This is a genomic window from Pseudomonas sp. CFBP13528 (assembly GCF_005233615.1).
GTDB classification, from domain to species: domain Bacteria; phylum Pseudomonadota; class Gammaproteobacteria; order Pseudomonadales; family Pseudomonadaceae; genus Aquipseudomonas; species Aquipseudomonas fluorescens_AM.
The window spans coordinates 289,763-304,747 of record NZ_QGAJ01000002.1; the positions used below are offsets into that span (position 1 = coordinate 289,763).

The following is a 14,985-nucleotide window of genomic DNA, read 5'->3' on the forward strand; positions in this document are numbered from 1 at the left end:
GCGTCAGGACAGGGTCCAGGCTTCACTGACTTTCGCCTCATAGTGCGGCAGGTAGGCCACCAGCACATGATTGAATGCCGCCAGCGCCTGGCTGCGGTTTTCAGCAGTGGGGGCCGCAGTAGCGGTGTGCGCCTGCCGGGTCAGTGTTTCAACCGCCGAAGCGAGCGCCGCAGTGATGCGCTTGAGCGCGTCGAGTTCGCTAGTCAGCACCGTGCCAGGGTGTTGTTCGCCGATCCTGTCGAGCAGTGCTTGAACATCATCGGCATGCTGGTGCAGGTACGCGTCCCAGGCGTGTGATTGTTCGCACGATTGCAGGCAGTTTCGGGCGATTGGCAACAGATGGTCCAGGGACTGGTTGCCCACGTGCTCCGTGCGCAAGGTCTGCCGGGTGCGCAAGGACTGCAGGTCAAGGCCGCTGTGCAGCTTGACCGGAGGCGGCAGCGTCAGGTCACGCGCTTTGCTCACCGTATGACGGGTGAGCAGCACCACCGGCTCCCCGTGCTTGATTTTAACCAGCACCTGAGTGTGCGACGGTTTGGCGGGGTCGAGCAGCGACTCGCTGATCGAGCGGATCAGGTGGTCCCACTCGAAGGTCTGCTCGCCAATCGCCGACAGCGCCTGGCGCAGGCTTTTCTTCAGCGCATCGGCAGATTTGATCGGGGCAATGTCGATCGTCAGGTAATCACCGCTCAGATGCGGGTCATCCCGTTTGCGATGGCTGATCTCAATCGTCACCCCTTTGCCGCTCCCTGCCTGTGACGACGCCGTGATGCCGGACGAGCCGCTCAGCGTCCGGGATGGGGCTGTGAGCGTGTACACCTTCAACGAATCGGGTCGAAGCAATGCGCGATGTTGATCGATCAGGGCGCGTATGGCGCTGTCCTGCTCGGGATCGATACGCGAGTTGGCCTTGAGCCGTACATAGCGTTCCAGCAGCGAGCAGGCGTGTCGGTGGTCTGTGCTCAGGCAGCGGTTCAGTTCGCAAGCCGGCAGGCACGCGCTGGCCCGCAGGGTGAACCGCCGGCTGCTGTCGGCCACGTGGGTTTTCATCGCAGTGAGCAGTGTCACTGCATCGTCGTCCCGGCGTTTGGAATCGGCCATTTGTTGCCGCGCCAGTGCCGGCGCCATGTCGTGAAGACCGAGGATATCCAGCTCTTTGCTCAGGCGGGTGCATTGCAGAGTCAGCGTCAGGGTGGAATTCACGTTCAATAGGCTGAAAAAATCCATCGCGACCTGGCTGTGTACATTCAGCGCGACGCCTTTTTCGCTGATGACCGGCGCGCAGGCGTGGTGCAACACGGGTAATTCCACTCCGGCCAGGCCTGCACGGTCCAGTGCCTGCCGAACGTAGGGCTGACTCAGCGCCGAATAGGCCCGGTGTCGATGCAGGTGGCGACGGTCGCTCACCAGCTCGCGCAGTTGCCCGATCGTGCCTGCGATGCTTTCGCTCAGCGACGTGCGTATCGAGCCGCTGCGGCTGTCGGCGTAATGCTCCAGGCTGGCGTACGTGCGGGACATCACATGTCCCAGGCTGAGTTGCTGCTGAGACTGACCTTCACTCAGATCCGTCAGCGTGGACTTGAGCTTGCCTTGCAGGGCGATCACACGAGTGCTTTGCACCCGTTGGTCCGGGCCGGTGTGCAGGTGCGAGTCGATGGCCAGATGCGGCCCTGCACTGAGCTGGCGCGTTGACCCCAACGGGTAGTCAATGCCGAGATGACGATGGTTGCTGCGCTCCCCACCCTCGCGAACGTAGGCCAGTGAAGTCAGTAACCGTTGCGTCAGGCGTTGATGCCGGCCGTCGCTGATCACTGCGCGAAACTGCCATTTCAGGGCGCGGCACAGTGTGTAGTCCGCCTCGACATCCGGGTGTCGGCGGGTGCGATGTTGCTTGAGCAGGTGTTCGGCCTTTTTGAAGAAGGCGTAGAAGTCCGGTAGCTCATCGGCCGACAGTTCCAACCGCTGTTGGCTGTTGCACAGGCGGTGGTGCAGCGCCTCGATGGCGAGCCGTTGGCGTTGATCGCCGCCAAGCGGCTCCAGCTTTTCCAGTATGTAGTCGGCGATCCAGCGCACATCTCTTTGCAGAGGGAGCGTGCCGGGGCTCAAAGGCCAAGGCTTCATGTGCAGCTGCCGTTGCAGCACTGCGGTGGTGTCATACAGGGGCGGATGGGTCGACTCTGGGCTGGAGACGCGAAGCATCGGGTGTTCCTGAGACGGGGAGGGCTCACGATTGTGAAGGCTGGTGAGGCAGGGCGATGTAGGAAGAGTTCCGGGGACTCTGGAAAACTGTCTGAAGCGTGCGCGCCCCGCCTGGATTATCGTCGGAACGGTAATAAAGATTCACAGGAATGCCCGCTTATCGTTCCCGGTCGTGCCCCCTAGAATTGCGCCACTTTCCCCGCGTCAACCACCTCAGGAATTCGCAAGCCGTGCCGCGTCGCATCAGCAGAGAGCTGAAGACTCTCAGTGTTTGGGCCCTTACGCTCGCCATCAGCGGCTGCATCGGCACCGGTAGAATCGGCCCCCAGGGCCAGTCGTTGAACGTCAACCAACTGGCCACCGACGAAGCGATCCAGAGCGCCGCCAGCGATGCCCATTGGCCCAGCGTCCAATGGTGGCAGGCCTACGGCGATCATCAACTGGACCGTTGGGTCGACCTCGCCACCCAAGGCAGCCCCAGTCTGGCCATGGCCGCCGCACGGGTGCGTGAAGCGCGGGCGATGGCCGGGGAGGTCGAGTCGGCAGAGTCCCTGCAGATCAACAGCGACACCACCCTCAAGCGCCACAACTGGCCAAAGGATCAGTTCTATGGCCCCGGCGAGTTGAGCGGTGCGAACACGTGGGACAACAATGCGTCCCTGGGTTTGAGTTACGCCCTCGACCTGTGGGGGCGCGAGCGCAATGCCACCGAGCGTGCCGTCGACCTGGCCCACATGAGCGTCGCCCAGGCGCGCCAGGCCCAGCTCGAGCTGCAGAACAACGTGGTGCGCGCTTATATCCAGCTGTCCTTGCATTACGCCGAGCGCGATATCGCCGCGGCCACCCTGGCCCAGCAAGAGCAGATCCTGGACCTGGCCAACAAGCGCCTGAGCGCCGGGATCGGCACACAGCTGGACGTCAGCCAGGCCCAAACCCCGTTGCCGGAAACCCACCGGCAACTGGACGCGCTGGATGAGCAAATCGCCCTGAGCCGCAACCAACTGGCGGCGTTGGCCGGCAAAGGTCCGGGGGCAGGCGCGCAGTTGCAGCGCCCGAGCCTGTCGCTTGGCGCTGCGTTGAGGTTGCCCTCGACCTTGCCCGCGCAGTTGCTCGGCCAGCGCCCGGATGTCGTCGCCAGTCGCTGGCAGGTGGCAGCCCAGGCGCGGGGTATCGATGTCGCCCACGCGGGCTTCTATCCCAACGTCGACCTGGTCGGCAGCCTCGGTTACATGGCCACCGGTGGCGGCATGCTGGCGTTTCTCGCGGGCCAGAAATTCAACTACAACGTCGGCCCGGCAATCACCCTGCCGATCTTCGACGGCGGGCGTCTGCGTGCCGCGCTGGGTGAAGCCAGCGCCGGTTATGACGTTGCCGTGGCGCACTACAACCAGACCCTGGTGAATGCGCTCAAGGGCATCAGTGACCAGTTGATCCGCCGCGAGTCCATGGACAAGCAGGCGGCATTTGCCGCGCAATCGGTGGCGTCGGCGCAGAAAACCTACGACATCGCCACCATCGCCTACCAACGCGGCCTGACCGACTACCTCAATGTGCTGAACGCCCAGACCCTGCTGTTTCGCCAGCAGCAGACAGCGCAACAGGTACAGGCCGCGCGCCTGAGCGCCCACGCCGAACTGGTGACCGCCCTGGGCGGCGGCCTTGGTGCCGGCGACGATGTACCGCGCGACAACCAATCCCTCCCCAGCAAGACTCCGGCGGCGCTGGCCGTGTTCGATCACTGAGTAAATGGCGATGACTCCCTTGCCTGCACCCCTGCGCTGGCTGCACTCACTTGAGTGGCGCCGTGGTTTTTTCGACTGGGCACGCAGCGATGGTGTGACCTGGGTGTATATCTTCAAGGTGCTGCTTGCCGCATTCCTCACCTTGTGGCTGGCGATGCGCCTGGAACTGCCGCAGCCGCGCACCGCCATGATCACGGTGTTTATCGTGATGCAACCGCAGAGCGGCCAAGTGTTTGCCAAGAGCTTTTACCGCTTTCTCGGCACGCTGGCCGGATCGGCGGTGATGGTGTTGCTGATCGCATTGTTTGCGCAGAACACCGAACTGTTCCTCGGCGCCCTGGCTATCTGGGTGGGCATCTGCACCGCTGGCGCCACGCGTAATCGCAACTTTCGCGCCTACGGGTTTGTGCTCGCCGGCTACACGGCGGCGATGGTCGGTTTGCCGGCGTTGGCGCACCCGGACGGCGCCTTCATGGCAGCGGTGTGGCGGGTCTTGGAAATCTCCCTGGGGATTCTCTGCTCGACGCTGGTCAGCGCCGCGATCCTGCCGCAGACCTCCAGCGCCGCGATGCGCAATGCGCTCTATCAACGTTTCGGGGTGTTCGCGCTGTTCGTCACCGACGGCCTGCGAGGTCGCAGTCAGCGTGAAGGCTTTGAAAGCGCTAACGTGCGCTTTATCGCCGAGGCTGTCGGCCTGGAGGGCCTGCGCAGCGTCACCGTGTTCGAAGACCCGCATATGCGCCGGCGCAACGGTCGGCTCAGTCGCCTCAACAGCGAGTTCATGGGCATCACCACACGCTTCAACGCCTTGCATCAGTTGCTGGCGCGACTGCGCGCCGACGCAGCCGATCATGTGGCGGCGGCGATCAAGCCCGGCCTGCAGGACCTGGCCGAGGTGCTCGACGGTTTCTCCGGACGTGCCCTGACCAGCCCCGACGCGGCGCGGCTGGTCAACGTGCTCAGCGCCTACCGGGACAGCTTGCCCGCCAAGGTGCGCCACCTGCGCGCGACCTTCCAGGAAGGCGACCCCACCGAAGCCGAGCAATTGGACTTTCATACCGCCTACGAGCTGCTGTACCGCTTCGTCGACGACCTGCACAACTACGCGCAAACCCACGCGTCCCTGGCCGATCACCGCCACGCCCGGGAAGACTGGAACGAGGTCTATACGCCGAAAACCAACTGGCTGGCCTGCGCTGCCGCCGGCCTGCGCGCCTCGTTCATCCTGATCGTGCTCGGCAGTTACTGGGTAGCCACTGCCTGGCCCAGTGGTGCAACCATGACCTTGATCGCAGCCGCCACCGTCGGCCTGTCCGCCGCCACGCCCAACCCCAAGCGCATGGCCTTCCAGATGGCCTGCGGCACTTTGATCGGTGCGCTGGTGGGCTTTGTCGAAATGTTCTTCGTGTTTCCCTGGATCGACGGCTTCCCATTGCTCTGCACGATGCTCGCGCCGGTGATCATTTTCGGCGCTTTCCTCGCCTCACGTCCGCAATACGCCGGGGTCGGCGTGGGCTTGTTGATCTTCTTCAGCACGGGCTCGGTGCCGGATAACCTGACGGTCTATAACCCCTACACCTTTATCAACGACTACATCGCCATGGTCATCGGCATGCTGGTGTGCGCGGCAGCCGGAGCGATCATCCTGCCGCCCAACAGCCGTTGGCTGTGGCGGCGTCTGGAGCAGGACCTGCGCGAGCAAGTGGTGTACGCGATCAGCGGCAAGCTCAAGGGCCTGGCGTCGAGCTTTGAAAGCCGCACCCGTGACCTGCTGCACCAGGCCTATGGCCTCGCCGCCGGGCAGCCGCAGGTGCAGCGCGACCTGCTGCGCTGGATGTTCGTGGTGCTGGAGGTCGGTCACTCGATCATCGAATTGCGCAAGGAACAGGCGATCCTGCCGGTGCATCCGGCGTATGCCGAATCCCAGCCGTGGCGCCAGGCCATCCGCGTCATGGGGCGCTCGCTGGTGCGGCTGTTCCTGCAACCCAGCGCCAGCAACCTGGAGCGCGGACTGATCGCCGTCGACCATGCGCTCAGCCGCGTGCAGGCCACCGACGAACCCTTCGCCCCGCACTTCGACACCTCGGCCCTGCGCCGGGTGAAAAGCTACCTGCACTTTATCCGCACCTCGTTGCTTGACCCGCAATCGCCGCTGGCGGCGCTCAAAGGATCTGCAAATGCCTCGTGAAATCGCCTTCCACGGCCTTTACATGCCGACCATGACCCTGATGTTCCTGATCGCGGCCGTCCTGGCCTGGGCCCTGGATCGCTTCCTGGCCGGGTTCGACCTGTACCGGTTTTTCTGGCACCCGGCGCTGCTGCGCCTGAGCCTGTTCGTTTGCCTGTTCGGCGCCCTGGCGCTGAGCGTCTACCGTTGAGAATGCCCTGATGAAAAAGTTTTTCAGCCTGCTCGCGACCCTGCTGGTGCTGGCGTTGGCGATCTGGATTGGCCGCACCTTGTGGGTGCACTACATGCAGACGCCCTGGACCCGCGACGGCCGCGTGCGTGCCGATATCATCAACGTGGCGGCCGATGTTACGGGCGAAGTGGTGGACGTGCCGGTGCGCGACAACCAGTTGGTGAAAAAAGGCGACCTGCTGATGCAGATCGACCCCGAGCATTACCGCATCGCGGTCAAGCAGGCGCAGTCGCTGGTGGCTTCACGCAAAGCCACCTGGGAAATGCGCAAGCTCAATGCCCATCGCCGCGCCGACCTGGATGCCCTGGTGATCTCCAGGGAAAACCGCGACGACGCCAGCAACATAGCCGATTCGGCCCTGGCCGATTACCAGCATGCGCTGGCGCAACTGGAAGCGGCTGAACTGAACTTGAAACGCACCCACGTCGTGGCAGCTGTCGACGGTTATGTCACCAACCTCAATGTGCATCGCGGCGACTATGCGCGCATCGGCGAGGCGAAAATGGCCGTGGTGGACATGAACTCGTTCTGGGTCTATGGCTTCTTTGAAGAGACCAAGCTGCCCCACGTGAAGGTCGGCGACAAAGCCGATATGCAATTGATGAGCGGCGAGACGCTCAAGGGCCACGTGGAAAGCATCTCCCGTGGCATCTACGACCGCGACAACCCCGAGAGCCGCGAACTGATTGCCGATGTGAACCCGACCTTCAACTGGGTGCGCCTGGCCCAGCGCGTGCCGGTGCGGATTCACATTGATGAAGTGCCGCAAGGCGTGCTGTTGGCGGCGGGTATTACCTGCACGGTGATCGTCAACCCAACGCAAAACTAAAAATGTGCGAGGCTTGCCCTAATGCCGGTCAGTTAGCGCAGATCCCCCGTGGGAGGGGGCTTGCCCCCGATAGCGGTGGTTCAGTTAATCAATCTGGTGAATGACACACCGCTATCGGGAGCAAGCGCCCTCCCACATTTTTTGACCGCGTCAGGCCTTGATAAAGGTCTCATGTAGGTGCCGCCAAAGCAGCGCGCCACTGGCCTGCTTCTCGAACACTACCGTGGCGCGGCGATCTGTCCGGGTGCCGCTGTCGTCCACCTGATGCTCGCGATAAGTCACCGTGGCGCCCCGCGCATGGCGATCAATCCCGGCCATTTCACTCAAGGTGATTTTCAAGCCCGGCCGCATTCCGCCCAGGCGCGTGAACAGTGCATTGACCCCTGCCGCATTGACCCGCGTGCCGGTGGCGGGTGCAACCATGCTGAACTCAGGCGAGAAACGCGCCAGTAAATTCTGCAAGGTGCCCTCAGGGGCGACGCCGGAAAACCATTGCTCGATCTCGACGTGGGTCTGGATTACTTCTTCAAAAAAATCGCTGTAGTCAATCATCGGTCAGGCTCGCTGGAGGGGTGAAGCAGTGCGTGAACCCGGGACGCATCGAGGCGCAGCACTGCGAAAACGGGCAACAGGGTCAGGGCTGCGGCCATCGTGAAGGTTATGGCGAAAGAATCCAAGGCCGACAGCACTGCGCCGAGCACGGCGGCGCCTATGCAGAAGCTCAATTGCCGATTGATATTCCACAACGCACTGGCGTGCCCCATGTGCTCGGCGGGGATGTCGAGAAAGGCCAGGGTCTGCGCGGTGCTGCTGCACAGGCTGCCGCCCAGGCCCATCAACGCATAGGCGGGAATGATCAGCATCGGCTGGTTGAGTAGCAAGATGCCGACGCATTGCAAAGCCATGCCCATGAGCAGCAGAGGCTTGGGCCCACAGCGGTTGAAGAGCTTTTTGCTCAGGTAAATGGCCACTGCCGAGGCCAGTGCCCACGGCAACATGAATGCGCCGGTCCGGGTTGCGTCATAACCGAGTCCGCGCAGGTAAAGGATGCCGATCAGGCTGGTGCCGATAAAGACGCCGGGGATGCACAGGTAGACCAGCATCGCTACGCGCAGCAACGGGCTGGCGAGTTGTTTGACGATGCTGCCCAGGTCCAGGGTCGGACGCGCGGTCACGGGCACGTCAGGTTTTATCCACAGCAATGCCAGCGCCAGGGTGATCAAGGCCAGGGGCAGGTTGGCGTAGAAAATCCAACGCCAGGACAGGCTGTCGACAATCAGCCCGCCCAACGCTGGGGATAACGCCGGCACCAGCAAGGCCACCGACATCACCCGCGCCGTCAACTGGCTACGCTCGGCGGCAGGAAAGTGCCGGTAAGCCATGGCTTGCCCAACGGGAATCAGCAAGCCGCCACCCAGCCCTTGCAGGGCACGCCAGCCGATCAGCGCATCGATCGAATCGGCCTGGCCGACCATCATCGATGCCCCGGCGAACACCAGCAGGCTGATAACAATCAACGCTCGCTCCCCCATGATCGCCGCCAGCCACACACTCAAGGGGATGATCAGGGTCAGCCCGAGCATGTAGGCGTTGCTGATCCACGCCAACTGCGTGACCGAGGCGTGCAGTTCGCGGGCGATATCCGGGTAGGCGACGGTGGCGACAAACATGTTCACCAGGTCCAGGGCAAAGCCCAGCAAAAAGATCCAGGCGACTTTCGAGCGGTAGGTCATGAAGGCGATCCTGCGAATGAAGCGGGCAGGGTAGGCGGGATAAGTGGCTTGGGCTACGTCGGTTTGCCTGCTAGTTTGTCAAAAATATTTTGACAAAGGAGGGCGCGGCCCATGGTCAGCCTGGATCGTTTCGACACCTTCAAGGCCGTGGTCGAGGCAGGTTCGCTCACCGCCGCCGCCGACCGGCTGGGCCAGACCCGCGCCGTGGTCAGCTTTAACCTCAAACGTCTGGAGGCAGAGCTGGGCGTCACCCTGCTGACCCGCAGCACCCGGCAACTAGCGCTGACCGATGCCGGCGAGCGCTTCTACCTGCGTTGTACACGCATGCTTGAAGAAGCGCGGTTGGCGGTGGAAGAAGCCCGCTGCGAACACGCCCAGCTCAAAGGCACATTGCGTATTACCACCACCTTGGAATACGCCCTGGCCGTGGTCGCCCCGGCGGTTGAAGCGTTCCGTCGCCTGCACCCGGACCTCAATGTGCACTTGTCCACATCCTCCACCCATGCCGACCTGATTTCCGAGCGTTTTGACGTGGCGATCCGCTTGGGGCGCCTGCTGGACTCCAATCATCGGGCGTTACAGTTATCCACATTCGAGGTGTTCGCGGTGGCGGCGCCACAGTTTGTCGGGGTGCGTCATCTGGAAGATCTGGAACAGGTGCCCAGGTTGGGGCATGGCCGCCTTACGGAACTGACCGTAACCGATCCGTCGGGCGGCGAGCATTCCTACCGCGCCGGCCCCGCTGCGCTCATGGCAGACAGCGCGGCAGTCCTTCAGGCATTTGCCCTGCGCGGCCACGGCGTGGCGGTGTTGCCGCAATGGCTGGTGCAGGACGATCTGGAGGCCGGACGTTTGGTGCGCTTGCTGGCGGACCATCGCTTCGCCCCGCAAGGGGTCTACGCGGTGTATCCGGATACCCGGCATTTGCCGCTGAAGGTGCGGGCGTTTATGGATTTTATGAAGGGGTAATGTCAGGTGGTTAGTTGGCGGATCACATTTACGAGGACAGGCGCGAAAGGTTTCAGTCGGTTGTTGACGTCTGGAATGCTCAACTCTTCCATCAAGAGATTAAGCAACTCGACATTTTCTACTTCAAGTTCTACGCCGCCCTCATACAGGAGGGCTTCCACCAGCGTTTTCCTGGCATTAACCAGTGCTCGGTTGTTTTCATGGCTGTCGCCCAGGTTGAGCACTCTAATAGCGGCTGTTGCCCTGGCTGTCAGTCCCTCCACCCGTCCGGACATATAAAACTTAAGTTCAGTTTCGCATTCATCCATCAGCGGTGTAAGTGGCAATACCTGATGCCCGTGGGCTTTGTCGCATTGTTTGGACCTGTCGCAGCTGGCAACGATGTTGGAAAAGTCCACTGTACGGTTCGGCGCGAGCTTTTGAGCTTGGACGTGCTCGTTGCGAGCGCTATCTGCGGTGATTTGATGGCAACAGTAAGCGCACAGGCCATGTTGTTCTTCGATACATGCCTGACGAATGGATTGACTGGGTTCTTGTGTCAAGTCCGGGTAGCGACCCTTTGGGTTGGCGCGTTTCCATTGCGTCAGTGCTGCCGGCTCATCTCCTTTCGTGATCTTACGCACTGCGCAACTCCAGCTTGCGAATCAGAAGGGCGGCTTTGATGAGCTCGATATGGCCGGGAGGCAGATCGATTGAGAGCTCTTCGAACAGGGCCTTGGCTTCTTTCAGCTTTTTGTCTTGCAGTAATTCCAGCATGCGATCAAGACGGGCTTGAACCTTGCTATTGCGAACGTCGGTGTCCATAACACTGAGCAGTACTTGATTGGCATCCAGGCCATAGAGGCCGTTTCGCTCTTCCAGTTCACCGTCGTCGAGGACGTAGCACAGAATGTCCTTTGTATCGCTGATCACCAACGGAGAATGCGTTGTGAGTATGAATTGGCAGTTGGGGAAGGTATCGGTGAGTTGGTGTATGAGACGGCGCTGCCATTTTGGATGAAGGTGCAGGTCCACTTCATCAATCAGCACGACACCCGTGCCTTCGAGCGGATTTGCAAGTGCCGGGTTCATCATTGACAGCCGGCGAGCGATATCGCCAACCAGCGCCATCATTGATTTTTCGCCCTGGGAAAGCTGCGAGACGTTTAGCGTGCGTTCACCTTTATCAATGGCCATGTGCAGTCGAGGCTGGCGTTGTACACGAAGATTACTGAAGCCTGGCATAAATGCAGTGATCGCCGATCTTACAGCGGTCAGTTGCGTGTCACGGGACGCGACGTGCATATTTTTCAGTTCGGAAAGCAAAGAGTCGTTGGGCGCGGAAACTATTTTTTGCAGGTGTTCTAAAACAGCTGATGGAATTGTGGTTTCGTTTTCGGTGTCTTCTTTTTCACGAAACCATTCAAAAAAACGACCGAAATCCACACTGCCACTGAGCGCGTTGTCGTACCCATCAATCTGATCAAGAGGCAATTTTGACCTTCTTGTAGCCAGCGGTACATCAATCACCGACCGTTCCACAGCATAAGAGACGATCAGAGGTAGAGATGCGGTTTCATCCACGATATTGAAGTGGATGCGATAGTGATCAGCGAGTTTCGTGGAGCCGCCAAGCTCGCTACTCGCTCTGGAGATACGACCTTTACGCGTACGCGCCAGAGTCCAGGAGTAAGAAGCAGGCTTCGAGCTTCCAGGGTGAGTTGTGTCGACGACGTCTACTTCAATAGACGCTGTTGGGGTCGAATTGGTTATCAGGTCCTCTGGAATTGAGGTGCCACTTCCTCCTTCAGTTCTAATTCTCGCGACCAGCCAACTTAACGACGTTGTGATGGATTTCAAAATCGTTGTCTTCCCCGCCCCGTTATTCCCCACAAACACCGTCACCTTCGACGCATGTTTTTCGGTCGGCGCAAAGGCGACTTCCAAGTCGGTAAAACGACCGACGTTATTCAGTCGAATTTTTCTGATTTCCATCGCATTACCCTTGTGGGGTCAGTCAGTTTCAAGAGGCAGGCGGCGATTATGGCACTCATCCGGGGTTTTGGCAGGTAGGCTTCACGCCTGCTTACAACACACCACCCAACCCAAAGCGTTTCTTCAACACCTTCTCCAACAGCCCCTTGGGCAACAGCGCCGCCATCAACGGCAACGCCCGGCTGCCATTGCCCGAGCGCAGCAGGCGCGGTGGTTGCGCTTGTTGCACGGCCTTCAGCACATCCGCCGCAAACTCACTGGCCGGGGTTGGTTTGTCTTGAGAGGCCTGGCTGCGGGCGCGAATGCCTTCGCGCAACGGCCACCACGGCGAGTGTTCGTTGATCAGCAATTCGGCCTGGGCGCCGGCGTTTTTTGCAAAGCTTGTATTGATTGCCCCGGGCTGTACTTCCATGACCCGTACACCAAACGGCGCCAGTTCCATGCGCAACGCATCGCTCAAGGCATGCACGGCGGCTTTGGAGGCGCAGTAGGCGCCCGCAAACGGCGTGACCAGTACACCGGAAACGCTGCCGATATTCACCACCAGGCCCTTGCGCTTACGCAGTGCGGGGAACAGCGCCTGGGTCACGCCGACGATGGAAAACACATTGGTTTGGAACTGACGTTGCATGGCGTCGGTGCCGCCATCGAGCAGCGGGCCCATGGCGCCGTAGCCGGCGTTGTTGACCAGCACATCCAGCTCGCCCAACTGCGCGGCCAGTTGCTGCAAGGCTGCGCTGTCGTTGACGTCCAGTTGCACGGCATTGAAACCGGCGGCGGTAAGGGCGGCGACGTCATCGGGTTGGCGGGCGCTGGCCCACACCTGGAAACCTGCGGCGTTAAAGGCATCGGCCAGGGCGCGGCCAATGCCGCTGGAGCAACCGGTGATCAGTACGTTGGGCATGGATCAATCCTTTGTCAGTCCGAGAAACTGCCTTGCAGGTGCTCGGCACGAAATTCCAGGGTTTGCGGGCGGTAGCCGGAGCGCAGCGGTGGCGTGGGCAGGCAGTCGTCCCAGGTGGCGCCGGCTTGTAGTTCACCAGGGCCACGATAGCGTGGGGCGGCGTAGACGTTGTCGGCCAGGTTGACCGTGTCGCCCGGTGCATAAGCAGCGACGCGCCAGCGCAGTTCGGCAAGGGGGACGTTGTTGCCGTTATTGAGGGTCAGCTTCAGCGGCCGGTCGGCCGGGCATTCCTGCGGGGCGTAGGTGATGCGCAGTTCCAGGCGGGCCAGTTGCGCGGCTTCACGGTTGTCCAGCCAGACTACCCACACGGCGACCAGACCCAGGCCGACGGCGGCGGCCAGCGATATCGGCAGGGCTTTGGCCGGGTAGCGCAGCAGCAGGATCAGCCAGGTGATGATCAGGAGAACGCCGAAGAACATGGAGGCCACCTCGAATAGGGAATGAGCATCCTAACTTAAGCGCAGGTGGGATTGCTTACCTTCAGAGGTGTGTTGGTTGGGCGGACGCCATCGGGGGCAAGCCCCCTCCCACCTTTGAATGTATTCACAACGCTAGTGTGGGAGGGGGCTTGCCCCCGATGAGGCCCTTACAGTCAGCGCAAGGCCCAAACAAAAAGCCCCCACCCAGCCCACTGCGGATAGGGGACGCAATGGGCTGGGTGAGGGCTTTTTGTACGACTGTTTTACTGCGCGATAGTTTTCACCGACACGCCACGTTCAATCGGCGTGGAGCGCCCGTAGATATCTTCGAAGCGCTCGATATCGTCTTCGCCCAGGTAGCTGCCCGATTGCACTTCGATGATCTCCAACGGGATCTTGCCCGGGTTGCGCAGGCGGTGCACCGAGGCGATCGGGATGTAGGTGGACTGGTTCTCGCAGAGCAGGAACACGTTGTCGTCACAGGTGACTTCAGCGGTGCCGCTGACCACGATCCAGTGCTCGGCGCGGTGATGGTGCATCTGCAGCGACAGGCACGCGCCCGGCTTGACCGAGATGTGCTTGACCTGGAACCGCCCGCCCATGTCCACCGAGTCGTAGGAGCCCCACGGACGATAGACTTCGCAGTGGTTCTGGGTCTCGCTGCGCCCCTGTTCATTGAGGGTGTTGACCATCTGCTTGACGCCCTGGACCTTGTCCTTGTGGGCAATCATCATCGCGTCTTTGGTTTCTACCACCACAATGTTGTCCAGACCGATCACCGACACCAGCTTGCCGTTGCCGTGCACCATGCAATTGCGGCTGTCCTGGATCACCACGTCGCCTTTGCTCACGTTGCCGTTGGCGTCTTTGTCATTGACCGCCCACAACGAGGCCCAGCAACCCACGTCGCTCCAGCCGGCGCTCAACGGCACCACACAGGCGCGCTGGGTTTTTTCCATCACGGCGTAGTCGATGGAGTTGTCCGGGCAGCAGGCGAAGGTGGCTTCGTCGAAGGTCACGGTGTCGGCGGTCTGCTCGCTGCGTTCCAGGGTCAGCACGCAGGTGTCGTAGATGTCCGGATCGTGCTTTTTCAGCTCTTCCAGGAAACGGCTGGCGCGGAACAGGAACATGCCGCTGTTCCAGAAGTAGCCGCCGCTTTTGACGAACTCGATGGCGCGTTTTTCATCGGGTTTTTCCACGAACTGCTGTACGCGGCTCACGCCTTCGGGCAGCAGCGAATCGTTGGTGGACTTGATGTAGCCGTAACCGGTTTCCGGACGGGTTGCCGGCACGCCGAACAGCACCATTTCGCCACGCTCGGCCGCCACTGTGGCCAGGGCCAGGGCGCGTTGCAGGGCTTTCTGGTCGTCGATGACGTGGTCGGCGGGCAGCACCAGCATCAGTTCGTCACGGCCTTCATTGACCAGCATCATCGCGGTCAGGGCGACGGCCGGCGCGGTGTTGCGGCCAAACGGTTCCATCAGGATGCGCTGGCACTCAAGCTTGCGCGCGCTCAGTTGCTCGTTGACGATAAAACGGTGGTCCTTGTTGCAGACCACGATAGGGGAGTCCATGCCTTCGAACACCAGGCGCTCCAGGGTTTGCTGGAACAGCGTGTGCTCGCCGGTCAGGGCCAGGAATTGCTTGGGGAACTGTTTACGCGAAAGCGGCCAAAGACGTGAGCCGCTACCACCGGAAAGGATTACTGGGATCATGGGTGTTTCTCCTAAAGATAG

General features: G+C 61.2%; 13 protein-coding genes. 5 read left to right on the forward strand and 8 right to left on the reverse strand.

The features are described 5' to 3' along the window. Positions 1-3 precede the first annotated feature (3 nt). Positions 4-2,199 carry a hypothetical protein gene (locus PspCFBP13528_RS04905; RefSeq protein WP_137199726.1) on the reverse strand — a complete coding sequence of 732 codons (2,196 nt, stop codon included), beginning with the start codon at positions 2,197-2,199 and terminating at the stop codon, positions 4-6. A 230-nt stretch (positions 2,200-2,429) separates the two neighbouring features. On the opposite strand from PspCFBP13528_RS04905, the gene PspCFBP13528_RS04910 reads away from it, so the two are divergent. The 4 genes from PspCFBP13528_RS04910 to PspCFBP13528_RS04925 are packed head-to-tail and all read left to right on the forward strand — an operon-like array spanning position 2,430 to position 7,190. Continuing rightward, positions 2,430-3,941, forward strand: coding sequence for an efflux transporter outer membrane subunit (locus tag PspCFBP13528_RS04910; RefSeq protein WP_137199727.1), 1,512 nt, complete (start codon positions 2,430-2,432; stop codon positions 3,939-3,941). Between the two features lie 10 nt (positions 3,942-3,951). Further along, the gene (locus PspCFBP13528_RS04915; RefSeq protein ID WP_137199728.1) at positions 3,952-6,129 is read left to right on the forward strand and encodes an FUSC family protein; all 2,178 of its coding nucleotides are present in this window, start codon (positions 3,952-3,954) and stop codon (positions 6,127-6,129) included. Further along, positions 6,119-6,319: a DUF1656 domain-containing protein gene (locus tag PspCFBP13528_RS04920; RefSeq protein ID WP_003171907.1), complete on the forward strand. Its 201-nt coding sequence runs from the start codon at positions 6,119-6,121 to the stop codon at positions 6,317-6,319. The genes PspCFBP13528_RS04915 and PspCFBP13528_RS04920 overlap by 11 nt, the downstream gene beginning before the upstream one ends. A 10-nt stretch (positions 6,320-6,329) precedes the next feature. Further along, the gene (locus PspCFBP13528_RS04925) at positions 6,330-7,190 is read left to right on the forward strand and encodes an HlyD family secretion protein (RefSeq protein ID WP_137199729.1); all 861 of its coding nucleotides are present in this window, start codon (positions 6,330-6,332) and stop codon (positions 7,188-7,190) included. 150 nt (positions 7,191-7,340) lie between these two features. On the opposite strand, the gene PspCFBP13528_RS04930 is transcribed toward PspCFBP13528_RS04925, so the two are convergent. Next, positions 7,341-7,742: a DUF4440 domain-containing protein gene (locus tag PspCFBP13528_RS04930; protein WP_065951675.1), complete on the reverse strand. Its 402-nt coding sequence runs from the start codon at positions 7,740-7,742 to the stop codon at positions 7,341-7,343. Then, positions 7,739-8,923, reverse strand: coding sequence for an MFS transporter (locus PspCFBP13528_RS04935; RefSeq protein ID WP_137199730.1), 1,185 nt, complete (start codon positions 8,921-8,923; stop codon positions 7,739-7,741). Before PspCFBP13528_RS04935 ends, PspCFBP13528_RS04930 begins: the two co-directional genes overlap by 4 nt. 111 nt (positions 8,924-9,034) lie before the next feature. Here PspCFBP13528_RS04935 and PspCFBP13528_RS04940 point away from each other — a divergent pair, with 111 nt between their 5' ends. Continuing rightward, positions 9,035-9,892, forward strand: coding sequence for a LysR family transcriptional regulator (locus PspCFBP13528_RS04940; RefSeq protein WP_065951677.1), 858 nt, complete (start codon positions 9,035-9,037; stop codon positions 9,890-9,892). 2 nt (positions 9,893-9,894) lie between these two features. Here PspCFBP13528_RS04940 and PspCFBP13528_RS04945 read toward each other — a convergent pair whose 3' ends face one another. The 5 genes from PspCFBP13528_RS04945 to PspCFBP13528_RS04965 form a co-directional block, all read right to left on the reverse strand. Continuing rightward, complete coding sequence (locus PspCFBP13528_RS04945) at positions 9,895-10,515, reverse strand: retron system putative HNH endonuclease (protein WP_065951678.1); 621 nt, start codon at positions 10,513-10,515, stop codon at positions 9,895-9,897. Next, positions 10,508-11,866 (reverse strand): AAA family ATPase, encoded by a 1,359-nt coding sequence (locus PspCFBP13528_RS04950; RefSeq protein ID WP_065951679.1) that lies wholly within the window; start codon positions 11,864-11,866, stop codon positions 10,508-10,510. Before PspCFBP13528_RS04950 ends, PspCFBP13528_RS04945 begins: the two co-directional genes overlap by 8 nt. 91 nt (positions 11,867-11,957) lie before the next feature. After that, a complete protein-coding gene (locus PspCFBP13528_RS04955; protein WP_065951680.1) occupies positions 11,958-12,770 on the reverse strand; it encodes an SDR family oxidoreductase in 813 nt (270 codons plus the stop codon). A 14-nt stretch (positions 12,771-12,784) separates the two neighbouring features. Then, positions 12,785-13,249 (reverse strand): multidrug transporter, encoded by a 465-nt coding sequence (locus tag PspCFBP13528_RS04960; protein WP_137199731.1) that lies wholly within the window; start codon positions 13,247-13,249, stop codon positions 12,785-12,787. 263 nt (positions 13,250-13,512) lie between these two features. After that, the gene (locus tag PspCFBP13528_RS04965; protein ID WP_065951682.1) at positions 13,513-14,964 is read right to left on the reverse strand and encodes a mannose-1-phosphate guanylyltransferase/mannose-6-phosphate isomerase; all 1,452 of its coding nucleotides are present in this window, start codon (positions 14,962-14,964) and stop codon (positions 13,513-13,515) included. Between the last annotated feature and the right edge of the window lie 21 nt (positions 14,965-14,985).